Consider the following 26703-nt stretch of genomic DNA (forward strand, 5'->3'; position numbering starts at 1 on the left):
GTTGACGCATCGCATTCCCAAGTCTTAGAATTGACGCATGTAAAACTTCTTGGGAGGAAGAATTATGATGACGAAGCAGCAACTGCTCGGCTCCGCGATCGGCTTTGGCCTCGCAGCCGGCCTTGCCTCTGCCGCGATGGCCGAGGAAATCACGATCGCAACCGTCAACAACGGCGACATGGTGCGCATGCAAGCGCTTTCGCCCCAATGGGAAGAAGCGACCGGGAACACGATCAATTGGGTCGTCCTGGAAGAGAACGTCCTGCGGCATAACGTGACCACCGACATTTCCACCGGTGGCGGTCAGTACGACGTCATGACCATCGGCACCTATGAGGCACCGATCTGGGGCGCGAACGACTGGCTGGTGTCCCTGAACGAAGGCATGGCCGACGACTGGAATGCCGACGATCTGCTGCCCGCCATTGCAGGCGGCCTGACCGTCGACGGCACGCTGTATGCGGCACCGTTCTACGGCGAATCCTCGATGGTCATGTACCGCAAGGACCTGATGGAAGCCGCCGGGATGGAAATGCCCGAAGCCCCGACCTGGCAGTTCATCCGTGAAGCCGCCGCCGCCATGACCGACCGCGACGCCGACATCAACGGCATCTGCGCCCGCGGCAAGGCCGGCTGGGGCGAGAACATGGCCTTCCTGACCGCCATGTCCAACTCGTTTGGTGCCCGCTGGTTCGACATGGATTGGAACGCCCAGTTCGACAGCCCCGAATGGGCCGAGACGATCAACTTCTACCTCGACATGATGAACGAATCCGGCCCCGCCGGTGCCGCCAACAACGGCTTCAACGAAAACCTGACGCTGTTCCAGCAAGGCAAGTGCGGCATGTGGATCGATGCGACCGTCGCCGCATCCTTCGTGACGAACCCCACCGACAGCACCGTTGCCGATCAGGTCGGTTTCGCACTGGCACCGGACACGGGTCTGGGCAAGCGCGGCAACTGGCTCTGGGCATGGTCGCTGGCGATCCCGACGTCCTCGCAAAAGCAGGACGTGGCCAAGGACTTCATCAGCTGGGCGACCGGCCAGTCCTACACCGAACTGGTCGCCGCGAACGAAGGCTGGGCGAACGTCCCCCCGGGCACCCGCACGTCCCTGTACGAAAATCAGGAATACCTGGATGCGGCGCCCTTCGCACAGATGACGCTGGACAGCATCAACTCTGCCGACCCGACCAACCCCTCGGTGCAGGAAGTGCCTTACACCGGCGTCCAGTTCGTCGCGATCCCAGAGTTTGCGGGCATCGCAACGCGGGTCGGTCAGCAGTTCTCTGACGCATTGGCCGGCAACCAGACCGCCGAAGAGGCCCTGGCCGCAGCCCAGTCGTTCACCACCGAAGAGATGGAAGCCGCAGGCTACTAAACCCGCCGGTCCTCCCTGCCGGGGGCGTCGAAGCCCGCCCCCGGCACCTTTACTTTTTGCATGATTCCTTCAGGCTCTTTCGCAGGTCCGGTCCCGGCCCTTCGCAAGGTCCTGTTCGCCATCGCCAAAAGGAGCCTGTCATGGCAACCGCCCATTCCAGATCAGCAGCCCGCATCATGATCGCGCCAGCCGTTTTCGTGCTGCTGGTCTGGATGCTGGTGCCGTTGCTGATGACGCTCTACTTTTCGTTCGCTGACTATCGCCCGCTCCGCGCGACCTTCGATACCTGGATCGGCTTCGACAATTACGTGTCGTTCCTGACCTCGTCATCGTTCCTCAGTTCCGTCGCCGTCACCCTGCAGATGGTCGCCGGAATCCTGGTCATCACCATCGGCGGCGGGGTCGTTCTGGCCTTGCTGCTGGATCAGCCGATGTTTGGTCAGGGGATCGTCCGCATCCTCGTCATTGCGCCGTTCTTCGTCATGCCTACCGTGTCCGCCCTGGTGTGGAAGAACATGTTCTTCAACGTGGACAACGGGTTGTTCAGTTATCTTTGGCAGTTCTTTGGCGCGCAGCCCTATGATTTCCTGTCACAGGCCCCGCTGTTCTCCATCATCGTCATCGTCGCCTGGCAATGGTTGCCCTTTGCCACGCTGATCCTGCTGACGGCCGTGCAGTCGCTGTCGTCCGAACAGCTTGAAGCAGCCGAGATGGACGGCGCCCCGCCCCTGTCGCGGTTCTGGTACATCATCCTGCCGCACCTTTCCCGCGCGATCACCGTGGTCATCCTGATCCAGACCATCTTCCTGCTGTCGATCTTTGCGGAAATCTTCGTCACCACCAACGGTGCTTTCGGCACACGCACGTTGACCTACCTCGTCTATCAGCGGGTGCTGGAAAGCCAGAACATCGGTCTGGGCAGCGCGGGCGGCATCGTTGCCGTCATCCTTGCCAACATCGTTGCCATCTTCCTGATGCGCATCGTCGGCAAAAACCTCGACAACTGAAGGGACCCGGATCATGGCACGCGCTATCACGACCCGCAAAAAGATCATGTGGACGGCCCTGGCCTGGGGCATCGGGCTGCTGATCTTCTTCCCGATCCTCTGGACGTTCCTGACCAGCTTCAAGTCGGAGGCCGCAGCGATCTCCGACCCGCCGGTCTGGTTCTTCTTCGATTGGACGACGGTGAACTACACCGACGTTCTGGCGCGGTCCAACTATCCGCTGGCGCTCACCAACTCGATCATCATCGCCGTGGGCTCCACGATCCTCGGCATCATCATCGCTGTCCCCGCCGCTTGGGCGATGGCCTTTGTGCCCGGTAAACGGACCAAGGACGTGCTGCTCTGGATGCTCTCGACCAAGATGCTGCCCGCCGTCGGCGTGCTTTATCCGCTGGTGCTGATCGCGAAGTATCTGAACGTCTATGACAGCCGCATCATGCTGATCGTCGTGCTGATGCTGATCAACCTGCCGATCATCGTCTGGATGCTCTACACCTATTTCCGAGAGATTCCGGGCGAAATTCTGGAAGCCGCGCGCATGGACGGTGCCAGTCTGCGCAACGAGATCATCTATGTCCTGACCCCGATGGCCGTGCCGGGGATCGCCTCGACGATCCTGCTGAACATCATTCTCGCCTGGAACGAGGCATTCTGGACGATCCTGCTGACAACGGTAGACGCCGCACCGCTGACCAAGTTCATCTCCAGTTTCTCGGCACCGGAAGGGCTGTTCTACGCGAAACTCAGCGCCGCCTCGATCATGGCCGTCGCGCCGATCCTTGTCATGGGCTGGTTCAGCCAGAAACAACTTGTCCGGGGTCTGACCTTCGGCGCGGTCAAATAAGGAGACCACCATGGGACGCATCACGCTTGATAAAGTGCAGAAGAAGTTCGGCGAAGTCGAGGTCATTCCGCCGCTTGATCTGACCATCGAGGACGGCGAGTTCGTCGTCTTCGTCGGCCCTTCGGGCTGCGGCAAGTCGACGCTGTTGCGTCTGATCGCGGGACTGGAGGATGTGTCTGGCGGTGAGATCCGCATCGACGGCAAGCCCGCCACCGACTTGCCGCCCGCCAAGCGCGGCCTTGCGATGGTGTTCCAGAGCTACGCGCTTTATCCGCACATGAGCGTGCGCAAGAACATCGCCTTCCCGTTGAAGATGGCGGGGATGCCGAAGGACGAACAGGACCGCCGCATCGCCAAGGCGGCGACAGCGCTGAACCTGACCGACTACCTCGATCGCAGGCCCGGCCAGTTGTCGGGCGGCCAGCGCCAGCGCGTCGCCATCGGCCGTGCCATCGTGCGGGAACCTGCGGCGTTCCTGTTCGACGAACCGCTGTCCAACCTTGACGCCGCTCTGCGGGTCGGCATGCGGATGGAGATTTCAGAGCTGCACAAGTCGCTGGCAACGACGATGATCTACGTCACCCACGATCAGGTCGAGGCGATGACGATGGCCGACAAGATCGTCGTGCTGCGCGCCGGCAACATCGAGCAGGTCGGCTCACCTCTCGAACTCTACAAGGCACCGCGCAATACCTTTGTTGCGGGCTTCATTGGGTCTCCCAAGATGAACCTGCTGACCGGCCCGATTGCGGCGCAACACGATGCAACGACCATCGGCATTCGGCCTGAACATCTTGACGTTGTCGAAAGCGGTGGCACGTTCACGGGCCGCGTCGGTGTGGCTGAACACCTTGGCTCTGACACCTTCTTTCACGTTCACATCCCGGAAATGGACGAACCGATGACGGTCCGCGCCGGGGGTGAGGTCGGCCTGACTCACGGCGACACCATCCATCTGCAACCGCGCGCCGAACATATCCACCGCTTCAACGCACAGGGACAACGCATCGCATGACACGGCTGGCAGGAAAATCTGCATTGATCACCGGATCGGCGCGCGGAATCGGACGCGGCTTTGCCGAACGCTACATCGCGGAAGGTGCCACCGTCGCAATCGCCGACATCAACATGGCGGCCGCCGAACAGACCGCCGCCGAGATTGGCAACAATGCCTATGCGGTGCATCTGGACGTGACCGATCAGGCCAGCATCGACGCGGCCATCGCATCAGTCGTGGACAAGTCAGGCAAGATCGACATCCTCATCAACAACGCCGCCCTGTTCGATGCGTCGGAAACCGTCGACATCACCCGCGCGTCCTATGACAAGCTTTACGCGGTCAACGTCGCCGGCACGCTCTTTACCATGCAGGCCGCGGCCAAACGGATGATCGCGCAGGGCCACGGCGGCAAGATCATCAACATGGCCTCCCAGGCCGGGCGGCGCGGCGAAAGCCTTGTGCTGGTCTATTGTTCGACCAAGGCCGCCGTCATCAGCATGACGCAATCCGCCGGGCTGAACCTGATCCGGCACGGCATCAACGTGAACGCCATCGCCCCCGGCGTCGTGGACGGAGAGCATTGGGAACACGTCGACAGCATGTTCGCCAGGCTCGAAGGCAAGCCACAGGGCCAGAAGAAGGCCGAAGTCGCCGCGGGAGTGCCGGCCGGTCGCTTTGCCGTGCCAGCCGACCTGACAGGCATGGCGGTCTTTCTCGCCTCGTCCGAGGCCGACTACATCGTCTCGCAGACCTACAACGTCGACGGCGGCCAGTGGATGAGCTGACGACCCGCGACACGCCTCAAGACCCCTTAGAAAGCCCCATCATGGCCACCCCCCTTTCCCTGTCCACCCTGTCCGACCTGCCCGGCGACGTGCGCGTCCCGTCCTATGATCGCGCGACCCTGTCACCCGGTATCGTGCATATCGGCCTTGGCAACTTTCACCGCGCCCATCAGGCGTGGTATCTGCATCGGCTGATGGAGCAGGGGCAGGCGCAAGACTGGGCGATCCTTGGTGCGGGCGTGCGCCCTGCCGACGCCGCTGCGCGCGACAAGATGCTGGCGCAGGACTGCCTGACCACGCTCATCGAACTCGATCCGTCCGGCAAGTCGGCAGAGGTGACGGGGTCGATGATCGACTACATCCCGGTCGTCGACGGCAACGCCGCGCTGGCCGACGCGATGTCTGATCCCGCGATCCGCATCGTCGCGTTGACCGTCACCGAAGGCGGCTACTACCTGAACGCCGATGGTGGTTTCGATGCGGCCCACGCCGACATGACCCACGATGCAGCCCACCCCGGCACGCCGCGCAGCGCGTTCGGTGCGATGGTGGCCGCCTTGCGTCGCAGGCGCGATGCGGGAACCGGGCCGTTCACCTGCCAGTCCTGCGACAACCTGCAAGGCAACGGCGACATCCTCCGGCAGACGATCACCGGGCTTGCCCGCCTGTCCGACCCGACCCTTGCGGACTGGATCGACGCGAAATGCACCTTTCCGAATGCGATGGTCGACTGCATCGTCCCTGCGACGGGACCATCCGAACTGGCGCTTGCCCGTGATTTCGGCATTGCCGACAACGTCCCCGTCACGCACGAGAATTTCCGCCAATGGGTGATCGAAGATCGCTTTTGCGCCGGACGTCCCGACTGGGACAAGGTGGGGGCCACCTTTACTGACGATGTCCACGCCTACGAATCCATGAAGATTCGCATCCTGAACGGCGGACATCAGGTCATTGCCAACGCGGGCGAGATCCTGAGCGTCGAAACCATCGCCGGCTGCATGGAACATCCCCTGATCCACGCCCTGTTTCGCAAGGTCGAGATGGAGGAGATCGTGCCCCACGTCCACGCCGTGCCCGGCATGACGCCGCAGGCCTACGTGGACCTGATCGACAGCCGCTTTTCCAACCCCGAAATCCGTGACACGACGCGCCGCGTCGCGTTTGACGGATCGTCGCGACATACCGGGTTCATCCTGCCGGTCGTGCGCGACGCGCTGAAGGCGGGCACGCCGATCCAGGGACTTGCGCTGGTCGAGGCGCTGTGGGCGCGCATGTGCGACGGCACGCGCGAGGACGGCACGACGATCGCGGCCAACGATCCCGTCTGGGCCGATCTGCAAGCCGCCGCCAAGGCCGCCAAAGACCGGCCTGCCGCGTGGCTGGACCAGCGTCGCCTTTACGGTGATTTGGCGCAGGACGCGGCATTTGCCGGGGCTTTTTCCGCATGGCTGACGCTGATCTGGTCGGACGGGACCGAAGCCGCTTTGTCAGCCTACGCAGGCTGACAAGGTCACGGACGGACCTACATCGTCGCGCCGACCTGCCAGGGCACGAATTCATTGTCGCCAAGGCCCAAGGCTTCGGACTTCGTGACCTGCCCCGACGCGACAGCACGGATCATGTCGAAGATTTCTTGCCCCTTGTCCGCCATGCTGACGCCGCGTGTCACGATATCGCCCGTCGTCATGTCCATGTCGTCGGGCATCTGCGCATAAAGCGCGTCAGAGGTCGCAAGCTTGATCGTCGGCGCAGGCTTCGACCCGAAGGCGGACCCCCGCCCGGTCGTGAAAACGACGATCTGCGCGCCACCGGCGATCTGCCCGGTGACGGACACCGGGTCGTAACCGGGGCTGTCCATGAAGACAAAGCCGGGCTCGGTGACCTGTTCGGCATAGTCGTAGACCGCCGTCAGCGGCGTCGAACCGCCCTTGGCGGCAGCACCCAGCGATTTTTCCAGGATCGTCGTCAGCCCGCCCTGCTTGTTGCCGGGACTGGGGTTGTTGTCCATCGAACCGCCGTTGATGGCGGTATAATTCTCCCACCAGCGGATCTGGCCGATCAGCTTGTCACCGACCGCCGCACTGGCGGCGCGGCGCAGAAACAGTTGTTCGGCCCCGTAGATTTCGGGCGTCTCTGCGAGGATCGCCGTCGCGCCCTGTGCCGCCAACAGGTCCGACGCCACGCCCAGCGCCGGGTTCGCGGTGATGCTGGAAAACCCGTCCGACCCGCCGCATTGCAGCGCGACGCGCAGCGCGCTCATCGGTTGTGGGGTGCGTGCGACGGCGGCGACCTGCGGCAGGATCTGCGCCACATGCGCCTTGATCGCGTCGATGGTGGCACGGGTGCCGCCGGTGCCCTGAATGGTCAGCGCATGAAAGCGTTCGGTGCCGGCATCTCCGAAATGCGACTGCATCCGCGCGATCTGCATCGCCTCGCACCCCAGGCCGACAAAGACCGTCGCACCCACGTTCGGATGCGTCGCATGGCCCCACAGCACCCGGTCGAGGATCGCGAACCCCGGCCCGTCCTGATCCATGCCGCAGCCGGTGCCGTGCGCCAGCGCCACGATCCCGTCGATGCTTGGATGGTCGACCAGAATCCCCGATGCCTCGATTTCGCGCGCCGCCTTGCGGATGACGGTGGCAGAGCAGTTGACCGTCGCGACAAGCGCGATGTAGTTGCGCGTGCCGACCCGGCCATCGGCACGCAGGTAGCCCTGAAAGGTCAGCGCCGCGGTTTGCGGCATGGCCGCGCGTGCGATGTCCAGATCGACGCCGATGACGTAGTCCTGATCGTGGTCGGAAAAGGCGCAGTTGTGGGTGTGGACATGCTCGCCTGCCGCGATGTCCTGCATCGCCGTGCCGATGATCTGCCCGAACTTCAGCACCGCCTGCCCCGTCGTCATCGCCTGCCGCGCAATCTTGTGACCGGGTGCCACGGGTTTGGCCAAGGGCGCGCCAAGGCCCAGCGGATCGCTGCCCGCAGTGGCGCGTTCGGTCAGGACGGCGACAGTATCGGCCGGGTGCAGGATCAGGGCGTCAGGCATGTGTGCTTTCATGGGTCAGGGCACGGATCACGCCGCGCAGCTCGGCCAACCCGCGCAGGCGACCGATCAGAGGGTAGCCGGGGATCAGCGTCCGGTCGAGGTCCGACAGGATGTGATGACCATGATCGGGCCTGAAGGGCATGGCATGGTCGGCCCGGCCGATGTCGCGCCGCCGGGTCTCCTCCATCAACAGGACGCGGCACAGGGCAACCATGTCCGTGTCGCCGTCCAGATGTGCCGCTTCCTCGAACGATCCGTCCCGGTCCTTGGCCACGTTGCGCAGGTGGGCAAAGTGGATGCGGTCGGCGAACCGTGCGGCGATGGCCGGTACGTCGTTCGCGGGGTTCGCACCCAGCGATCCGGCACACAACGTCAGGCCATTCGCGGGCGTATCGACCGCGTCCATGATCCATGCGATGTCATTCGCGTCCGACACGATACGCGGCAGGCCAAGGATGTCGCGTGGCGGATCGTCCGGGTGAACGCAAAGGCGCATGCCGAGGTCAGTGGCGGTCGGAATGACTTCCTCCAGAAAGCGCTTGTAATGCGCCCGCAGCGTTGCGCGGTCGATGCCCGCGTAGCTGTCCAGTGCGCGGCGCAGGCCCGGAATGTCGTAGCGGTCGAACGCCCCCGGCAGACCCGCCATGATCGCGGCAAGCAGCGCGTCGCGGTCGGCCTCGCTGGCTTGCTGGAACCATGCGGCGGCCTTGTTCAGAACCTCGGGTGAATAGTCCGCTTCGGCCTCTCTGCGGCCCAGCATGTGAACCTCGAAGGCGGCCATGCGCACGGCCTCGAACCGCAGGCACGTGCCGCCGCCCTTGACGGGCGCGGCAAGGTCCGTGCGGGTCCAGTCCAGCAAGGGCATGAAATTGTAGCAGATCGTGGTGATCCCCTCCGCCGCGAGGTTCGCCATCGACTGCCGGTAGTTGGCGAACAGTGTCGTCAGATCGCCGGTTCCCCGCTTGATGTCCTCGTGGATCGGCAGGCTTTCAACGACCACCCAGTCGAAACCCGCCTGCGTCACCCGCGCCTTGCGGGCGGCGATCGCGTCCTTGGACCAGACTGCGCCATATGGGATTTCATGCAGGGCCGTGACGATGCCACGCGCGCCTGTCTGCGCCACCTCGGCCAACGCAATCGCGTCCAGATCGCCATACCAGCGCCAGCTTTCGATCATGGGGCGACCTCTGCGGCAGCGGCGCGCGCGCCTTGCGACCAAAGAAGCGCTGCAGCCTGCATGACCGGGGCGGCCAGAAGCGCGGCGATGTCGGCGGGAAATATCTGTTCCAGCGACAGCAACGCCGTGACCGTGCCGGGCACGCTGTCGGTCGCCGTCTTGCGCAGCAGGACCGCCATCGGGTCGCGCACGTCGATGGGCGAACCCGCCTCATCCGTGCCCGCGACGTAACGCATCCAGCCTGCCACGGCGAGGCACAGCGCCGGGCTGTCGCGCCCCGCATCGATATTCGCGCGAAGGGTGCCCAGCAGGCGTTGCGGCAGTTTCTGGCTACCGTCCATCGCGATTTGCCACGTGCGGTGCCGGATCGCGGGGTTGGCGTAGCGGTCGAACAGCGCGTCGGCATAGTCAGGCAGGCTGACGCCCTCGGGCGCTTTGACGGCGGGCATGATCTCTGCCCAGCACCGATGGACATAGGTGGCAAAGACCGGGTCGGCGACGGTGTCGGCAATGGTTTCATGCCCCGCCAGATAGCCAAGGTAGGCCAGCGCCGAATGGGTGCCGTTCAGCATCCGCAGCTTCATGTCTTCGAAGGCGGTCACGTCGTCCACCATCTGCGCCCCGGCGGCGGCAAAATCGGGACGGTCACCGCTCACGAAATCGTCCTGCACCGCCCATTGGCGGAAGGGTTCGTGCACGACGGGGGCGGCGTCGTGGCGGCCGGTCAGGCGTTCCACCGTTGCGATATCGGCGTCGGTGGTGGCGGGCGTGATGCGGTCGACCATCGTGGCAGGGAACCGCCCCTCGGACGCGATCCAGTCCGCCAGTGCCGGGTCGATGCGGCGGGCGAGGTCGAGGATCACGCCACGCACCAACGCCCCGTTGTGCGGAAGGTTGTCGCAGGTCATCACGGTGAAGGGCGGTAGCCCCGCGGCCATCCTGCGTTGCAGCGCACGCACGATGTAGCCGGGGGCAGAGCGTGGCAACTCGTGGGACAGGTCGTGGCGGATGTCCGGATGATTGGCGTTCAGGTGTCCGGTCGCCGGATTGTGGCAGTAGCCCTTTTCCGTCACGGTCAGCGACACGATCTTCACGCGCGGATCGGCCATCGCGACCAGCACGGCCTCCGGGTCTTCCGGTGCCACAAGCACGTCGTTCAGCACGTCGATCACCCGCGTCTGTGGCCCGTCAGGTGCAAGCGTGACCGAGGTATAGGCCCAGCCCTGTGGCTTCAGGGCATCGCGGGTGTCGGGACTGCGCAAGGAGACGCCGACGATGCCCCATGCACCGCCAGACGCCTGCATCGCATCGGCGACATAGACGCAGCCGAAAGCGCGAAAGAACGCGCCGAGGCCAAGGTGAACGATGCCCGTCGCAGGGCGTGGCGTTTCGGGTCTGGTCAGGCGGTCAACGGGCAAGCCAGCCTCCATCCACGTTGAGGATCGCGCCGTGGACATAGGCGCTGGCGGGCGTGCAAAGATAGACGGCGGCCCCGGCGATATCCGACGCCTGCCCCCAGCGACCCGCCGGGATTCGGTCGAGGATCGCGGCATTGCGGCCAGCGTCGGCGCGCAGAGCCTGCGTGTTGTTCGTCTCGATGTAGCCGGGGGCGACGGCGTTCACGTTGATCCCACGGGCGGCCCATTCGTTCGCCAGAAGCTTCGTCAGGCCCGCGACACCATGTTTGGACGCAGTATAGCTTGACACGCGGATGCCGCCCTGAAACGACAATAGCGATGCGATGTTGACCACGCGACCCTGTGCGCCACGGGCAAAGACCGCCTTGGCAAAGGCCTGCGTGGTAAAGAACAGCGCCTTCAGGTTCACGTCCATGACGGCGTCCCAGTCGCTTTCCGTGAAATCCACCGCATCGTTGCGCCGGATGATGCCCGCATTGTTCACCAGAATATCGACGGGTTGATCCGTGAACAGCCCCTGCCCCGCCATCGGATCGCTGAAATCGACCAGCACCGACGACGCCGTGCCGCCTTCGTCTTCGATCAGGGCGACCGTTTCGTCACAGGCGCGGCGCCCGGCGCAGATCACTTCGGCGCCCGCCTGCGCCAGAGCGACGGCAATCGCCTGACCGATCCCGGTATTGGCCCCGGTGACCAGGGCGCGCTGGCCGGTCAGGGAAAACATGCTCACCGCAGCGCCTCCATCGGGATCATGTCCATGTCGGTGAAATCGACGTTATCGCCCGCCATCGCCCAGCAGAAGGTATAGGACCCGGTGCCGGCCCCCGCATGAACCGACCAGGGCGGAGAGATCACGGCCTCTTCGTTCGCCATGACGATGTGGCGGGTCTGGGTCGGTTCACCCATGATGTGAAACACGCGGCGGTCGGCGGGCATGTCGAAATAAAGATACGCCTCCATCCGGCGGTCGTGGGTATGCGCGGGCATGGTATTCCAGACAGAGCCTTCGGCAAACTGCGTGTAACCCATCAGAAGCTGGCAGGACTCGGCTACATCTGGGTGCAGAAATTGCAGGATCACACGTTCGTTCGCGGTTTCCGCCGATCCCATTTCCACCCGGCGGGCATCCGACAGCTTGATCAGCCGCGTCGGGCAGGTGCGATGCGCTGGCGCGGACAGGATGTAGAACCGCCCAGCCCCGGCAAAATCGACCGCCCCGGCCCCCATGCCGATATAGACGACCTCGCCCTTTTCCAGGGTATGCGTGTCGCCCCCAACCGTGACGGTTCCGGCGTCACCCACGTTCAGCACCGCCATTTCGCGGCGCGCAAGGAAGGTCGGGGTGCCCGTCTCCTCGACCCGGTCCAGCGTCAACGGGCCATTGCCCGGCACGGCAGAGCCGAGGATCAGGCGATCATAGTGACTGTAGACCAGCGTGATCTGATCCGCTGCAAACAGCCCGTCCACATGGAAATGGTCGCGCAGCCCCTCTGTATCCAGTGTGCGGGCGGTGGCGGGGTCAATGGCATAGCGGGTCTGGGTGGTCAGCATGGGTTTTCTTTCAGTCTCTTACAGGAAATCGTCGCGGCGGGGCGTGAAGGCGTCAATCAAATCTCCGGCCTCCACGCAAACGCAACCGTGGGTAACGTGGGACGGGATCACGAGGCTGTCGCCGGGCGTCAGGTCATGCGCCACACCGTCAAGGGTGAAGGTGAACCGCCCGGATTTGACGTAGGTTGCCTGCACATGGTGATGGCTGTGCGGCTTGCCGCAGGCCCCGGCAGCAAAGCCGACAGCGACCAGCATCATGTCGGGCGTCTCGGACAGGACCTGGCGGGTGACGCCGGGCTCGGGGGTGACGACGGGATAGGGCATTGCAAACCTTTCTAGCGAAACAGCGACGGCAACCAAAGTGACAGCGCAGGAATGTAGGTGACAAACATGAGCGTGACGAAGGCAGCCCCGTAGAACGGCCAGATCGTGCGCACCGCCTGCGTGATCGGAATGCGCCCGACGGCGCAGCCGACGAACAGCACCGCCCCGACTGGCGGCGTGCACAGCCCGATGCCAAGGTTCAGGATCAGGATCACGCCGAAATGCACCGGATCGACGCCAAAGGCAGTGGCGACCGGCAAGAAGATCGGCGTCGTGATCACGATCAGCGGCGACATGTCCATGAAAGTGCCAAGGATCAGCAGGATCACGTTCAAGAGCAGCAGGATCACGATGGGATTGTCGCTGACGCCCTGCATCGCCTCGATCATCATGGTCGGTACCTTGAGGTAGGCCAGCAGCCAGCCGAAGGAGGCCGCGCAGCCGATCACCAGCAGCACCATCGCCGTCGTGCGCACCGCCGCCATCGTCGCGGCGACGAAATCGTTGAAGGACAAGGTGCGATAGACGAAGAACGTGACGCCCAGCGCGTAGACGACGGCGATGTTCGACGATTCCGATGCAGTGAACACACCGGACCGCACACCGCCGAAGATGATCGCGACAAGGATCAGGCCGGGCAATGCACCGGCAAAGATCATGCCAAGCGCGCCGAAACCGGGAAAGACCTCGGTCGGATAGCCGCGCCTTACGGCCACGACCCATGCGGCGATCATCAAAGACAGCGCCAGCAGCAGACCGGGGATGATCCCTGCGGTGAACAGGTCCGCGATGGAAATGCGGCCCCCGGCACTGATCGAATAGATGATCATGTTGTGCGACGGCGGCAGCAGCAGCGCGATGATCGACCCGACGACCGTCAGGTTCACGGCATAATCGACATCGTAGCCGCGTTCCTTCATCTGCGGGACCATCAGACCACCGACGGCAGAGGCGTCAGCCGCCGCCGACCCCGACACGCCACCGAACATCACGGAAGCCAGCACGTTCACTTGCCCCAGCCCGCCGCGCAGATGACCGACCATCGCGCCCGCCAGCGCCACCAGCCTGCGGGCGATGTCGCCGCGCACCATCAGGTCGCCCGCATAGATGAAGAACGGGATCGCCATCAGCGCAAAGACCGACACGCCCGAATTCAGGCGCTGGAACACCACGACGGGCGGGAGGCCGAGGTAGAGGATCGTGGCAAAGCTTGCCACGCCAAGGCAGAAGGCGACCGGCGTGCCGATCACCAACAGGAACACGAATGATCCGAACAGGACATAAAGTTCCATTCAGGCGGCCTCCACTTCCGCGTCGTCGCCAAAGCGATTGGTGGGCAGGCCCGCCGCGCGGCGGGCGATGCGTTCGGCGGAAAACAGGACGATCAACGCCCCGCCAAAGACGACGGGCAGGAAATTCCAAGCGCCCGAGATGCCCAGCGACGGCATGTCGTTTCCGGATGTCTTGTAGGCCAATGAAGATCCATACCAGACCATGCCGCAGCCGAAGGCTGTGACGAATAAATCGGACAAGGTGTAAAGCACCATCTTCGCGCGATGCGGCAGGACATAGAGCAGCACGTCGAATGACAGGTGGTATCCTTCGCGGATGCCGACGGCGGCACCGAGGAAGATGAACCAGCCCATGATCATCACGGCCGCAGGTTCGGTCCAGATGATGCTGTCGTTCAGCACGTAGCGCCAGAAGACCTGTGCCGCGATGAAGGCGGTCATCAGGACAAGCCCGACCCCCGCGACCCAAAGGGCCAGCCGGGCAAGCGCGCCGGTCAGGTGCGCCACCTGCAACATGAAACGTTCCAAAACCTGTCCCCTGACATCAAAGTCCCGCGCCCGGATCAGTCCGGGCGCGGACGCGTGGCTTATTCAGTGGCCTGAATGTCGGTGACCATCTGCTTGAGCGTGTCGGAGGTGACATACTTTTCGTAGACCGGGACCATTGCTTCGATGAAGGGTGTCTTGTCGATGTCGGTGATGATCTCGACTCCGGCGGCGCGGACCTTGTCCTCGGACTCCTTCTCGCGTGCGGCCCAGAGATCGCGCATCACGGGGACGACGTCCTTTGCGGCCTGGCGCACGATCTCCTGATCCTCGGCGCTCAGCGCCTCGAAGCTGGATTTCGCCATGACCAGCACTTCCGGCACGATCAAGTGTTCGTCCATCGTGAAGTATTTGGCGACCTCGTAGTGCCCCGAGCTGTCGTAGGACGGCCAGTTGTTCTCGGCCCCATCGATGACGCCGGTCTGGATGCTGGAATACACCTCGCCATAAGGCATCGGGGTCGCATTGGCCCCCAGCGCACTGACCATGTCGACGAACATGTCGGACTGCATGACGCGGAACTTCATGCCGGCCAGGTCTTCCATCGCGGTGATCGGCTTTTCCGAGTTATAGAAGCTGCGCGAACCGCCGTCGAAGAACGCGAGGCCGACCAGGTCATGGTCGCTGAAGGCGTCCAGAATCTGCTGACCGATGGGTCCGTCCATCACCTTGTGCATGTGATCGACCGATCGGAAGATATAGGGCAGCGACGGGACCTGCGTTTCCTCGATCATGTTGTTGAACGGCCCGAGGCTGACCCGGTTCATGTCGATGACGCCGAACTGCGTCTGCTCGATGGTGTCCTTTTCCTCGCCCAACTGGGCCGAGGCGAAGACCTCGATGCACAGGCGGCCTCCGGTGCGTTCCTCCAGCAGCTTGCCCATTTCCTGCACGGCGACCACGGTGGGATAGCCGTCGGGATGGGTGTCGGACGACCGCAGCGTCGTCTCGCAGGCGGTGGCGGCGGTGGCCATTGCGGCGCTGCCCAGCAGGGCCGCGAAAAGTGAAGTCTTGATATTCATTGGATTTCCTCCCCAGGAATGTGGCTGATCACAGCCGGTAGGCCTGCTTTGCAAGCCGATAAGCAAGGTCATGGGCGACCTCGGGTGCTTCGTCCTCGGCCAGACGGCCGGTGGCGACGAGATTGGCCAGAAAGGCGCAATCGACCCGCCGTGCCACATCGTGACGGGCGGGAATCGAACAGAAGGCGCGGGTGTCGTCGTTGAAGCCCACGGTGTTGTAGAAGCCGGCGGTTTCCGTCGTCATCTCGCGGAACCGCATCATGCCTTCGGGGCTGTCGTGAAACCACCATGGCGGGCCAAGCCGTAGGCAAGGATAGACGCCGGCCATTGGCGCCAGTTCCCGCGCGTAGGTGGTTTCATCCAGCGTGAACAGGATGACGGTCAGGTCGGCACGGTGGCCGACAGCATCCAGCAAAGGCTTTAGCGCGTGGACGTAGTCGGTGCGCATCGGAATATCGTAACCCTTGTCGCGGCCATGACGGGCGGCGACCGGATCGGAATGGTTGCGGAACGCGCCGGGATGGATTTGCAGCACAAGCCCGTCATCCAGCGACATCCGCGCCATTTCCGTCAGCATGTGACCGCGAAAGGCGTCGGCCTCATCGTCAGTGCAGGTGCCTTGCAGGGCCTTGTCGAACAGTTGCGCCGCAACGTCTTGGGCCAGGTCTTCCGTCCGGGCGGAGGAATGGCCGTGGTCGCTGGAGGTCGCGCCGAAGGACTTGAAGTAATCGCGCCGGTTGCGATGCGCCGCGAGATAGCCTTGCCATGACGTCGCATCCTCGCCTGCCATCTCTCCCATCTTGGCCACGTTGTCGGCAAAGCCGGCGAAGGCGGGATCGACCACGGCATCGGGGCGATAGGCGGTGACGACCTTGCCGGTCCAACCCGATTCGCGGATCATGCGGTGCCATTTCAGATCGTCGATGGCGGATTCGGTCGTCGAGATCGCCTCGATGTTGAAGCGTTCGAACAGGGCGCGGGGGCGGAAGGCATCGGTCTGCAACTGCGCGTCGATCTGGTCGTATATCGAATCGGCGCTGGTGACAGACAGACGGTCGGTGACGCCAAAGACGTCGTGAAACGCATGATCCAGCCACATTCGCGACGGCGTGCCGCGAAACAGGTGAAAGTTCTGCGCAAACAGCCGCCAGACCTCACGCGGATCGACATCCGCCACGGTGCCGTCGGCACGCGGCACGCCCAATGCGTCAAGCGGGATGCCTTGGGACTGCAACATGCGAAACACGTAATGGTCCGGGGTTACGAAAAGTTGCGAAGGGTTTGCAAAGTTCTGATCCTGCGCGAACCAGCGCGGGTCGATATGCCCGTGCGGGCTGATGATCGGCAGGTCGCGGACACCATCATAAAGCTGTCGCGCCATGCGCCGCAGGGTCGGGTCCGCCGGAAACAGGCGGTCATCATCCAGATCTGACATGCGGCCCCTCTCTTGATGATGCCGGTCAGGCCGGGCATCATCCTTCAACTGAAATCCTAGTTTTTCAGTTTTAGCTTGTCAACTGATATCCCAGTTGCACGAAGCTGGTGTTTTCGTGATAGGGTCGGGTGACGAAGTGAAGGAGCCAACGGCATGACAATGGCAGCAATGCAGAATGCTAACCTGATGACTTTGCCCCCATTACGGCAGGTGTCGCAGCCGACCGTCGCGGATCAGGTCTTTGACATTCTGCAACAGCGCATCCTGACACTTGAACTTGCACCGGGTACCAAGATTTCCGAAACCGACGTCGCGACCCAGATCGGCGTGTCCCGCCAGCCGGTGCGCGAAGCATTCAAGCGTTTGGCAAAGCTTGGTTTCCTGCACATTCGTCCGCAGAGCGGCACGACAGTCACGCTGATCTCCGAGGCATCGGTCGTGAAATCGCGTTTCATCCGCCTCGCCCTCGAGGTGCAGACCTGCCGAAGTGCCTGCACGCACATGGCCCCCGACGGCCTGGCCGAATTGTCTGACCTGCTTGACCGCCAGCGGGCCGTGATTGCCAACGACGACCGCCAGACATTCCACGCCCTCGACGATGCGTTCCACAATCAGATCTGCGTCAGCGCCGGCGTCGGCTTTGCGTGGGAGGTGATCAGCGAGAACAAGGCTCATATGGATCGCGTGCGGATGCTGTCGCTTGATACGGCATCGCAGAACCTTGCGCTGGACGAACACGTCGCGATCTTCGATGCCCTTTCGTGCCGCGACGAGGCGGCGGCGATCGCCGCCATCACCGCGCATCTGTCGCGCATACTCGCGCTGGTCGATCGGCTGAAGACAGAGAACCATTCGTGGTTCACGGATGCGCTGGCATGACCCGTATTCTGTCCATCGGCGAATGCATGGTCGAAATGGCCCCCACCGCCGCGCCCGGCGAATTTCGCATGGGTTTCGCGGGGGACACGATGAACACGGCGTGGTACCTGCGCCGCCTGCTGCCTGCGACCGACAGCGTCGACTATCTTACCGCGGTTGGCACCGACGGCATTTCAGAACAGATGATTGCCTTTCTGACCGACGCTGGCCTTGGCATCGCCCATGTGCAGCGGCGGTCGGACCGCACAGTCGGGCTTTACATGATCCAGTTGGCGGCAGGAGAGCGCAGCTTCAGCTACTGGCGCGGGCAAAGTGCGGCGCGGACGCTGGCGCAGGACGACATCGCGCTGGAGCGCGCCCTGTCACAGGCAGACATCGCCTATGTGTCCGGCATCACCCTCGCGATCTTGCCCGAGGATGATCGGGCGCGGCTGATGACGGCGCTTGCGGCCCATCGTGCGGGTGGCAGGCAGGTGGTCTTCGACCCCAACCTGCGCCCGCATCTGTGGCAGGACACAGATGTCATGACCGCTGCGGTGATGCAGGCCGCACGGATCAGCGACATCGTCCTGCCGTCACACGACGACGAGGTGACGTGGTTCGGCGACGCGGATGTGGCGGCGACGGCGCGGCGCTACGCCGACGCCGGGGCAACCTGCGTCGTGGTCAAGAACGGTCCGGGTCCGATGCTGTCGCTGGAGGACGGCAAAAGCCAGGAACACGCACCGGCCAAGGTCGACCGCGTCGTCGACACGACCGCCGCAGGCGATTCCTTCAACGCGGGCTATCTGGCCGCCCGGATCGCCGGGGCCGACCAGGCCACGGCGATCACGCGAGCGTCAGAGCTGGCCGCGCGCGTCATCGGCGCGCGCGGGGCACTTGTCCCGATCACCTGATCGCTGACCCGCGTCAGGCGGCAGGCTTGTCCCGCACGTCGTCGGGCAGCAAGGCCGTCGGCATGTTCTGGTAACAGACTGGCCGCAGGAACCGCCGGATCGCCAAGGTGCCGACCGAAGTCGCGCCGAAGTTCGTGCTGGCGGGATAAGGTCCACCGTGCACCATCGCATCCGCGACCTCGACGCCGGTGGGAAAGCCGTTGACCAGCAGACGCCCGGCCTTGCGTTCCAGAACGGGCACCAGCCGCTGACCCAGCGCGGTATCGCCGTCGTCCATCTGAAGCGTGCAGGTCAGTTGTCCGTGCAGGCCGCGCGCGATGGCCAGCATGTCCTCGTCAGAGGCGGCGCGGATCACGATACCAGCAGGGCCGAACATCTCGATCGCCAGATCGTCGTTCGCCAGCCAGTCCGCGGCATCGACGACGAACAGCGCCGGCCCGGCCTCGCGGCCGTCGCAGGCGGCGTTCAGGCGGGTCGACACGTTGGCGGCACCGGCGATTTTCTCGACACCGTGGCGATAACCTTCGGCCGTGCCGCCGGTCAACATCGGGGCGGGGGCCACGTCTTTCAACGCAGTCTCGGCCGCATCGATGAAGGCGTCGGCGTCCGCGTCGCGGATCACGACGATACCGGGGTTGGTGCAGAACTGGCCGACACCCATCGTCAGCGATCCGGCCCAACTTGTGCCGATGTCTGCGGCGCGCGCACCAGAGGCGGCGGGCAGCACGAAGACCGGATTGATCGCACCCAGCTCTCCGAAGAACGGGATCGGTTCGGGGCGCGACATCGCCAGATCGAACAGCGCCTTGCCACCCCGGAACGATCCGGTGAAGCCCACGGCGCGGGTCAGCGGGTGCTGCACCAACGCCTCGCCCGCCGCGTTCGTGTTGGACTGGACGAAGCCGAAGGTGCCCTTGGGCATCCCGGTCTTTTCCACGGCAGCCGCGATGGCCTGCGCGACGATCTCTCCCGTCGCGGGGTGGCCGGGATGGCCTTTGTAGACAACGGGGCAGCCTGCGGCGAGGGCAGCTGCGGTGTCGCCGCCGGCCGTGGAAAACGCCAACGGAAAGTTTGACGCGCCGAAGACACCGACGGGGCCAAGCGGGCGCTGGATCATCCGCAGGTCGGGGCGCGGCAGGGGCGCGCGGTCCGGCATGGCCGCGTCAAGGCGCACATCAAGGTAGTCGACCTTGCGGATATGGTCCGCGAACAGGCGCAACTGTCCAGTTGTGCGGCCGCGCTCGCCATTCAGGCGGGCTTCCGGCAAGCCGGTCTCGGCAGTCCCGTAGGCCGTCAGGTCATCGCCGCGCGCCTCGATCTCGTCGGCGATGGCGTCCAGAAAGGCAGCGCGGTCGGCGCGACTGGTCCAGCCGTAAGTCTCGAACGCGGCCTCGGCGGCCTGCATGGCAGCGTCGATCTCTGCCGCGCCGCCGGACTGGAAGGTCTGCGCGTCGCCGGTGACGGGGTCGGATTGAAAGGACGCGCCTCCCGCGACCCAGGCCCCATTGATGTAGTGGTTGCCGGTCAGCTTGGTCATGTCGTCTTCCTTCTTGTCAGTCGTGAAAAGCCGCGACGCTGGTGCGGCGGCCCAGCATGAAGGCATCCGCCACATGCTGGAGGGGGCTGGTGTCCACGTCGGACTGGCCAGCCTCGATGAGTTCGGCAAAGCGGTGATAGAGACCGGGGTATTCGCCCGGCCCATCCGTCGCCTGCGCCATGCCGTCGATATGCAGGGTCGCCCCGCCATCGGTCAGGCGCACCTGTCCAACGGTTGTATCGACCGTGATGTTCCAGCTTTGCGGGCCTTGCTGTCGCCAGTCGAAAGCGGCACCAACAGTCATGCCCGCAGGCCCGGCAAAGGTCAGGTCGGCGGCGATGGGCGTGTCGCGGTTTTCCGGAAAGGCAAGCGTCGCGGCGGTCAGATGCACCGGGTTCGGCAGGATCGCAGTCATGATCGACAGGGCATTGATGCCGGGGTCGAATACGCCAAGGCCACCCGCCTGCCAGATCCACTCCTGTCCCGGATGCCAACGCCGCACATCTTCCTTCCAGTCGATCTGGACGTGCCGGATCGTGGCATCGCGCAGATGCGCGCGGGCCTGTGCCACGCCCGCCGCCTCTCGCGAATGCCATGTCGTGTAAAGCGTCACGCCTTTCGCGCGGGCCAGGCGTTCCAGTTTCAGCACCTCTGACACGGTGGCACCGGGCGGCTTTTCCAGCATGATATGCTTGCCTGCCGCTAGTGCTGCGGTGGCGATATCAAAACGCGGCACAGGGGGCATGCAAAGCGACAGGACACGGATGTCGGGGCGTGCCTTCAGCAGGTAAGCGATGTCCGCGTGATTTTCCACGCCGTCGATGCCGCCGGACCGGCTGACGGTCGCGGCCAGATGAAACGCGCTGCTGCCCGCGATGGCTGGAATGTGCTGGTCACGGGCAATCTTGCCGATGCCCAGGAGGGCGATGGGTTCGCTGACGAGCTGGCGGCCCACGCCGCCTGCACCGGCTCCTCGTACGTCAGTGACTGTCACGTGGCACCTCGTGTCCGCGGTTTCCTTTCAGGATGGTGAAATCGGCACCGGTGTCGGCCCCTTCGACCATGTCGACGAACAGCTTGGAATAGCCGCTGGTGAACATGGGCGCGGGCGGGGTCCATGCGGCCAGCCGCGCGGCCAGTTCGCCGTCCGAGATATCCAGATGGATGCGCCGGGCTGCGACGTCGAGTTCGATCATGTCGCCGGTCCGCACGACGGCCAGCGGACCACCCGCCGCAGCCTCGGGTGCCGTATGCAGGACGACGGTGCCATAGGCGGTGCCGGACATGCGCGCGTCCGAAATCCGCACCATGTCGGTGATGCCTTTCTTCAGCACCTTGGGCGGCAGGCCCATGTTGCCGACCTCTGACATGCCGGGATACCCTTTCGGGCCGCAGTTCTTCAGGACCATCACGCAGGTTTCGTCGATGTCGAGCGCGTCGTCGTCGATCCGCGCCTTGTAGTCGTCGATATCCTCGAACACGACAGCCCGGCCGCGATGCTTCATCAGATGCGGGCTGGCGGCAGAGGGTTTCAGCACGGCCCCGTTGGGCGCCAGATTGCCGCGCAGCACGGCGATGCCGCCGGAAGCAGCCAGCGCCTTTTCCACCGGCAGGATGACGTCGTCGTTCCAGTTGATTGCGCCCGCCACCTCCTCGCCGATGGTGGTGCCGCTGACGGTCAGCGCGTCGTCATGCAACATTCCCGCCTCGCTCAGGCGTTTCAGCACGACGGGCAGGCCGCCGGCGTAGAAGAATTCCTCCATCAGGTATTTGCCCGACGGCATCAGGTTCACGATGGTGGGCACGTCGCGCCCGCAGCGATCCCAGTCGTCCAGCGTCACATCGACGCCGACACGCCCCGCCAGCGCCAGCAGGTGAATGACCGCGTTGGTGGACCCACCGATGGCGCCGTTGCAGCGGATCGCGTTTTCGAAAGCGTCCTTGGTCAGGATGTCCGACGGCTTCAGGTCGTCCTTGACCATCTGCACGATGCGGCGGCCCGTCAGTTGCGCCATGACGCGGCGGCGTGAGTCCACACCGGGAATAGCCGCGTTGCCGGACAGCGCCATGCCCAGCGCCTCGGCCATGCTGGCCATCGTGGAGGCTGTGCCCATGGTGTTGCAGCTGCCGGACGATCGGCTCATCGCCTGTTCGGCGTCCAGAAATTCTCCGGGACTCATCTTGCCGGCCTTGATGTCTTCCGACATCTGCCACAGCGCCGTGCCGGACCCGACCCGTTCACCCCGGAACCAGCCGTTCAGCATCGGTCCGCCGGTGACGACGATGGACGGAATGTCGGTCGATGCCGCGCCCATCAGCAGCGACGGCGTGGTCTTGTCGCAACCGACCAGCAGCACCGCGCCGTCGATGGGTTGTGCGCGCATGACCTCTTCGACCGCCATTGCGGCAAGGTTGCGATACATCATCGCCGTGGGGCGAAAGGTGTTCTCGGAGGCTGAAAAAACCGGCACTTCGACCGGGAAACCGCCCGCTTCCCACACACCGGCCTTCACCTTTTCAGCCAGTTCGCGCAGATGACCGTTGCAGGGCGTCAGGTCGGACCATGTGTTGAGGATGCCGATCACTGGGCGCCCGTCGAACAGGTCGTCCGGGTAGCCTTGGTTCTTCAGCCAGCCCCGGTGGTAGATGTTGTCGCGGGACGTGCCGCCGTACCATTCCTGCGAACGCAAACGGCGGGGCCAGGGGGCGGGGGTAAAGGGCATGAGCGTTTCCTACAGGGTTGCGACGGTGACACGGCCCGCGTGGGCTGCATCCTCTATGGCCAGTGCGTTGCGCAGCGGCAACCCGAAGGCGGGGGCGGTGATTTCGAACACGTCCCCCTCTTCGCAGGACAGGCCGGTGGCGAAAGACAATGTCGCCGTGCCGAACATGTGGATGTGCACGTCGCCGGGCTGGCAGAAGATGCCATACTTGAAGTGGTGGTGTTCGAGGTTCGCGATGGTGTGGGACATGTTCGCCTCTCCGCTCACGAAGGGCGCGTCGAAGATCGCGGTGCCGTCGCGGATCACGCGACTTTGGCCCTGAATATCGGCGGGCAGATCGCCGACCAGCAACTCCGGCCCGACGGAACACACGCGCAGCTTGGAATGGGCGAGGTAGAGGTAGTTCTGCTTTTCCGTCACATGGTCCGAAAACTCGTTCGCCAGTGCGAACCCGACGCGGAACGGCGTGCCGTCCGAACCGATGATGTAGAGGCCCGCGATTTCCGGCTCCTCTCCGCCATCCAGCGCGAAACTGGGTGACGGCAAGGGCGCACCGGGCGCGATCAGCGCGTGGCCGGTGCCCTTGTAGAACCATTCGGGCTGCACGCCGGGGCCGTCTCCCTCGGGCTTGCCGGACTCCACGCCCCAGCGGAACATCTTCATCGAATCCGTCTCGGCCTTGTCCTCTTTTTCGTGCATCGCCGACCGGGTCGAGGCAGACCCCAGATGGGTCAGGCCGGTACCGGTCAGGTAGGTATGCGCAGGGTCCGGGTGGAACAGCGGCGGCAGCATGCGACCCTCCGCATAAAGCGCCTCCAGATCCACATTCTCGCCCATGCCAAGCTGCCCGATGCGATCACGCAGGGACGTCCCTGATGCGGCGCAATCCATTGCCAGATCGTAAAGCGACATGTCCGTCTTGACGGCGCAGGCCTGCGTGCCGTTGCGCGCGACTAGCTGGATGCCACCGGTGTCGGTGCGGTATTGGGACAGGAGCATGGTTCAGGCCTTTCGCTTGTTCATCACGTCGAAGATCACGGCGGCCAGCAGGACCAGCCCCTTGATGCATTGTTGCCAGTCGATGCCGATCCCGAGGATCGACATGCCGTTGTTCATCACCCCCATGATGAAGGCACCGATCACGGCCCCTACCACGGTGCCGACGCCACCGGCCATCGAGGCACCACCGATGAAGACGGCGGCGATCACGTCCAGCTCGAACCCCGCACCCGCCTTGGGCGTTGCGGTGTTCAGGCGGGCGGCAAAGACGAGGCCCGCAAGGGCTGCCAGCACGCCCATGTTGGCGAAGGTCAAAAAGGTCAGGCGCGGCGCATTGATGCCCGACAGCATCGCCGCCTTCTCGTTCCCGCCGATGGCATAGATGCGCCGCCCAATGGTCGTGCGGCTGGTGACGAAGGAATAGACCGCGATCAGCAGGGCCATGACGATGAACACGTTGGGCAGGCCCCGAAAGTCGGCCATGAGGTAGCTCATGTAGATCAGCGCCAGAAAGATCAGGCCATTCTTGGCGGCGAAAAAGGCAAAGGGCTCCTCGACGCTGCCGGTCTTGGCGGCCTCGGACCGCGACCGGACAGCAAGGAACAGGATGGTGGTTGCCACGATCACGCCGATCGCGAGCGAAAAGAGGTTCAACTCCTCTCCTCCGAACAGGTCGGGAATGAAGCCGGAGGAGATCAACTGGAATTGCGCCGGAAACGGGCCGACCGACTGGCCCGCCAGCAGCCACAGGGTCAGCCCCTTGAAAACCAGCATCCCCGCCAGCGTGACGATGAAGCTGGGGATCTTGAAGTAGGCGACCCAGAAACCCTGCGCCATGCCGATCACGGCCCCGGCAAACAGGCAGATGATGCCCGCCAGCAGATAGGGGATGTCGAAGTTCACAATCATCACGGCGGCCAGTGCGCCGATGAAGCCCATGACGGACCCGACACTCAGGTCGATATGCCCCGCCACGATGATCAGCAGCATCCCGATCGCCATGATGATGATGTAGCTGTTCTGCAGGATCAGGTTCGTCAGGTTGACCGGCTTCAGCAGGATGCCCCCTGTCGCCACCTGAAAGAACGCCATGATCGCGATCAGCGCGAACAGGATGCCGTATTCGCGCATGTGACCGCGCAGGAAGGACCAGCTCGTCTTGATCTGCACGGGCGGCAGATCGGCGTTGTCCGGGTTCGTGGTGGTCTGGGTCATGTGCGGTCCCCCGATCTGATGATGGTTGCCATGATCTTTTCCTGACTGGCGTCCGCCGTCGGCATCTCGCCGACGAAGCGGCCTTCGTTCATGACGTAGATGCGGTCGGTGATGCCCAGCAATTCCGGCATCTCGGAAGAGATGACGATGATTGCCTTGCCCGCCGCAGCGAGGTCGCGGATCACGGTATAGATTTCGTATTTCGCGCCCACGTCGATGCCGCGGGTGGGTTCATCGAGGATCAACACGTCCGGGTCGGCAAACAGCCACTTGGACAGCACGACCTTTTGCTGATTGCCGCCGGACAGGTTCACGGCTTCCTGCTCGATGCTGCTCGACTTGATGTTCAGACGCTTGCGGTAGCGGGCGGCGACCTCTGCCTCGCGTTCGCGGTTGACGACCATGCCGTCTGACACGCCGGGCAGGTTGGCCAGCGGCACGTTGCGGCGGATGGTGTCGTCAAGGACGAGGCCATAGGTCTTGCGGTCCTCGGTCGCGTAAGCGAGGCCCGCGTTGATTGCGCGGCGGACCGTCGACAGGTTTACGTCGACCCCGCCGATCTGCGCGTTGCCGGTGATATGCGCGCCGTAGCTGCGCCCGAACAGCGACATGGCGAGTTCGGTGCGCCCGGCCCCCATCAGTCCCGCGATACCGACGACTTCACCCTTGTTCACGTGAAATGACACGTCCTTCACGACCTGCCGGTCACTGTGCAGGGGATGGGTCACGCACCAGTTCTGCACCCGCATTGCGACTTCGCGCGTCGTCGTGTTGACCTTCGGCGGATAGCGGTCGTCCAGCGACCGGCCCACCATGTCGCGGATGATGTCGCCTTCGCTAATGCCGGTGCGGCAATCAAGACGGGACACGGTCGCCCCGTCGCGGATCACGGTGATGGTGTCGGCCACCTTGCTGATCTCGTTCAGCTTGTGACTGATCAGGATCGACGTTACCCCCTGCCGCTTGAATTCCAGCAGCAGATCCAGCAGCTTGGTGCTGTCGGTCTCGTTCAGGGACGACGTCGGCTCATCCAGGATCAGCAGGCGCACGTCCTTGGACAGCGCCTTGGCGATCTCGACCAGCTGCTGCTTGCCCAGCCCCAGTGCATCGACCAGCGTGTCCGGATGCTCCTTAAGCCCGACGCGGGCCAGCAGCTTGGCCGCGCCGGCGCGGGTGGCGCGCCAGTCCATGATGCCGCGCGTGGCGCGTTCGTTGGCCAGATAGATGTTTTCCGCCACCGACAAAAGCGGCACCAGCGCGAGTTCCTGGTGGATGATGATGATGCCGCGCGATTCTGAATCGCGGATGCTGCCGAAGGATTGCACCGCGCCGTCATACACGATGTCGCCGGTATAGCTGCCGTGCGGGTAGACGCCGGACAGCACCTTCATCAGCGTCGACTTGCCCGCCCCGTTTTCACCGACGAGGGCGTGGATCTCGCCTTCCTCGACCGACAGGCTGACGCGGTCCAGCGCCTTCACGCCGGGAAATTCCTTGGTGATCGCGCGCATTTCCAGAAGTGTCGACATTGCGCCCCCCGCTGCCAAAGCGAAACCTGAAAGGATAAAAAGGGCCTCCGACCCGTGCCTCGCGGTCGGTGTCAGAGGCCAGCGCGGCGGCGGC

The 26703-nt window shown here is 64.0% G+C and carries 24 protein-coding genes; 8 read left to right on the top strand and 16 right to left on the bottom strand.

The window, feature by feature from the left end; translation table 11 throughout:
* The first annotated feature begins 67 nt into the window (after positions 1–67).
* The 6 genes from ACOI1H_RS09460 (at position 68) to ACOI1H_RS09485 (ending at position 6525) form a co-directional block, all read left to right on the top strand.
* Positions 68–1381 carry an ABC transporter substrate-binding protein gene (locus ACOI1H_RS09460; RefSeq protein WP_422436973.1) on the top strand — a complete coding sequence of 438 codons (1314 nt, stop codon included), beginning with the start codon at positions 68–70 and terminating at the stop codon, positions 1379–1381.
* Between the two features lie 140 nt (positions 1382–1521).
* The gene (locus ACOI1H_RS09465) at positions 1522–2388 is read left to right on the top strand and encodes a carbohydrate ABC transporter permease (RefSeq protein ID WP_422436935.1); all 867 of its coding nucleotides are present in this window, start codon (positions 1522–1524) and stop codon (positions 2386–2388) included.
* A gap of 13 nt (positions 2389–2401) precedes the next feature.
* Entirely contained in the window at positions 2402–3232 is an 831-nt protein-coding gene (locus tag ACOI1H_RS09470) for a carbohydrate ABC transporter permease (protein ID WP_422436937.1), read from the top strand.
* 10 nt (positions 3233–3242) lie between these two features.
* Positions 3243–4247: an ABC transporter ATP-binding protein gene (locus tag ACOI1H_RS09475; protein WP_422436938.1), complete on the top strand. Its 1005-nt coding sequence runs from the start codon at positions 3243–3245 to the stop codon at positions 4245–4247.
* Positions 4244–5017 carry an L-iditol 2-dehydrogenase gene (locus tag ACOI1H_RS09480; RefSeq protein WP_422436939.1) on the top strand — a complete coding sequence of 258 codons (774 nt, stop codon included), beginning with the start codon at positions 4244–4246 and terminating at the stop codon, positions 5015–5017. The genes ACOI1H_RS09475 and ACOI1H_RS09480 overlap by 4 nt, the downstream gene beginning before the upstream one ends.
* Positions 5018–5058: 41 nt before the next feature.
* On the top strand, positions 5059–6525 hold the full coding sequence (locus ACOI1H_RS09485; protein WP_422436940.1) for a mannitol dehydrogenase family protein: 1467 nt from the start codon (positions 5059–5061) through the stop codon (positions 6523–6525).
* Positions 6526–6542: 17 nt separating this feature from the next.
* Here ACOI1H_RS09485 and ACOI1H_RS09490 read toward each other — a convergent pair whose 3' ends face one another.
* The 10 genes from ACOI1H_RS09490 to uxaC are packed head-to-tail and all read right to left on the bottom strand — an operon-like array spanning position 6543 to position 16831.
* Positions 6543–8066, bottom strand: coding sequence for a UxaA family hydrolase (locus ACOI1H_RS09490; RefSeq protein ID WP_422436942.1), 1524 nt, complete (start codon positions 8064–8066; stop codon positions 6543–6545).
* Positions 8059–9243: a mannonate dehydratase gene (gene uxuA / locus ACOI1H_RS09495; RefSeq protein ID WP_422436944.1), complete on the bottom strand. Its 1185-nt coding sequence runs from the start codon at positions 9241–9243 to the stop codon at positions 8059–8061. Before uxuA ends, ACOI1H_RS09490 begins: the two co-directional genes overlap by 8 nt.
* On the bottom strand, positions 9240–10673 hold the full coding sequence (locus ACOI1H_RS09500; RefSeq protein ID WP_422436945.1) for a mannitol dehydrogenase family protein: 1434 nt from the start codon (positions 10671–10673) through the stop codon (positions 9240–9242). Before ACOI1H_RS09500 ends, uxuA begins: the two co-directional genes overlap by 4 nt.
* The gene (kduD, locus tag ACOI1H_RS09505) at positions 10651–11391 is read right to left on the bottom strand and encodes a 2-dehydro-3-deoxy-D-gluconate 5-dehydrogenase KduD (RefSeq protein WP_422436946.1); all 741 of its coding nucleotides are present in this window, start codon (positions 11389–11391) and stop codon (positions 10651–10653) included. Before kduD ends, ACOI1H_RS09500 begins: the two co-directional genes overlap by 23 nt.
* Positions 11388–12212, bottom strand: a complete 825-nt coding sequence (gene kduI / locus ACOI1H_RS09510; protein WP_422436947.1) for a 5-dehydro-4-deoxy-D-glucuronate isomerase — start codon at positions 12210–12212, stop codon at positions 11388–11390. Before kduI ends, kduD begins: the two co-directional genes overlap by 4 nt.
* Before the next feature lie 18 nt (positions 12213–12230).
* Positions 12231–12536, bottom strand: a complete 306-nt coding sequence (locus ACOI1H_RS09515; protein WP_422436949.1) for a cupin domain-containing protein — start codon at positions 12534–12536, stop codon at positions 12231–12233.
* Positions 12537–12547: 11 nt separating this feature from the next.
* Positions 12548–13828 carry a TRAP transporter large permease gene (locus ACOI1H_RS09520; protein ID WP_422436950.1) on the bottom strand — a complete coding sequence of 427 codons (1281 nt, stop codon included), beginning with the start codon at positions 13826–13828 and terminating at the stop codon, positions 12548–12550.
* Complete coding sequence (locus ACOI1H_RS09525; protein ID WP_422436951.1) at positions 13829–14356, bottom strand: TRAP transporter small permease; 528 nt, start codon at positions 14354–14356, stop codon at positions 13829–13831.
* Positions 14357–14415: 59 nt separating this feature from the next.
* Entirely contained in the window at positions 14416–15396 is a 981-nt protein-coding gene (locus tag ACOI1H_RS09530; protein WP_422436953.1) for a TRAP transporter substrate-binding protein, read from the bottom strand.
* Positions 15397–15424: 28 nt separating this feature from the next.
* Positions 15425–16831 carry a glucuronate isomerase gene (uxaC, locus tag ACOI1H_RS09535; RefSeq protein ID WP_422436954.1) on the bottom strand — a complete coding sequence of 469 codons (1407 nt, stop codon included), beginning with the start codon at positions 16829–16831 and terminating at the stop codon, positions 15425–15427.
* A gap of 153 nt (positions 16832–16984) precedes the next feature.
* Between uxaC and ACOI1H_RS09540 the strand changes: the two genes are divergently transcribed.
* The gene (locus ACOI1H_RS09540) at positions 16985–17710 is read left to right on the top strand and encodes a GntR family transcriptional regulator (protein WP_422436955.1); all 726 of its coding nucleotides are present in this window, start codon (positions 16985–16987) and stop codon (positions 17708–17710) included.
* A complete protein-coding gene (locus ACOI1H_RS09545; protein WP_422436956.1) occupies positions 17707–18606 on the top strand; it encodes a sugar kinase in 900 nt (299 codons plus the stop codon). The genes ACOI1H_RS09540 and ACOI1H_RS09545 overlap by 4 nt, the downstream gene beginning before the upstream one ends.
* Positions 18607–18619: 13 nt before the next feature.
* On the opposite strand, the gene ACOI1H_RS09550 is transcribed toward ACOI1H_RS09545, so the two are convergent.
* Genes ACOI1H_RS09550 through mmsA form a run of 6 tightly spaced genes read right to left on the bottom strand, consistent with a single transcriptional unit; the run spans position 18620 to position 26609 of the window.
* Positions 18620–20143 (bottom strand): aldehyde dehydrogenase (NADP(+)), encoded by a 1524-nt coding sequence (locus tag ACOI1H_RS09550; protein ID WP_422436957.1) that lies wholly within the window; start codon positions 20141–20143, stop codon positions 18620–18622.
* 16 nt (positions 20144–20159) lie between these two features.
* Complete coding sequence (locus ACOI1H_RS09555) at positions 20160–21071, bottom strand: Gfo/Idh/MocA family protein (protein ID WP_422436975.1); 912 nt, start codon at positions 21069–21071, stop codon at positions 20160–20162.
* Between the two features lie 52 nt (positions 21072–21123).
* Entirely contained in the window at positions 21124–22866 is a 1743-nt protein-coding gene (gene araD / locus ACOI1H_RS09560; protein ID WP_422436958.1) for an L-arabinonate dehydratase, read from the bottom strand.
* Positions 22867–22875: 9 nt separating this feature from the next.
* A complete protein-coding gene (gene araD1, locus ACOI1H_RS09565) occupies positions 22876–23865 on the bottom strand; it encodes an AraD1 family protein (RefSeq protein ID WP_422436960.1) in 990 nt (329 codons plus the stop codon).
* A gap of 3 nt (positions 23866–23868) precedes the next feature.
* Positions 23869–25080: a multiple monosaccharide ABC transporter permease gene (gene mmsB / locus ACOI1H_RS09570; RefSeq protein WP_422436962.1), complete on the bottom strand. Its 1212-nt coding sequence runs from the start codon at positions 25078–25080 to the stop codon at positions 23869–23871.
* On the bottom strand, positions 25077–26609 hold the full coding sequence (mmsA, locus tag ACOI1H_RS09575) for a multiple monosaccharide ABC transporter ATP-binding protein (RefSeq protein ID WP_422436963.1): 1533 nt from the start codon (positions 26607–26609) through the stop codon (positions 25077–25079). Before mmsA ends, mmsB begins: the two co-directional genes overlap by 4 nt.
* Between the last annotated feature and the right edge of the window lie 94 nt (positions 26610–26703).

It is taken from the genome of Loktanella sp. DJP18, assembly GCF_049310965.1.
GTDB lineage: Bacteria > Pseudomonadota > Alphaproteobacteria > Rhodobacterales > Rhodobacteraceae > Loktanella.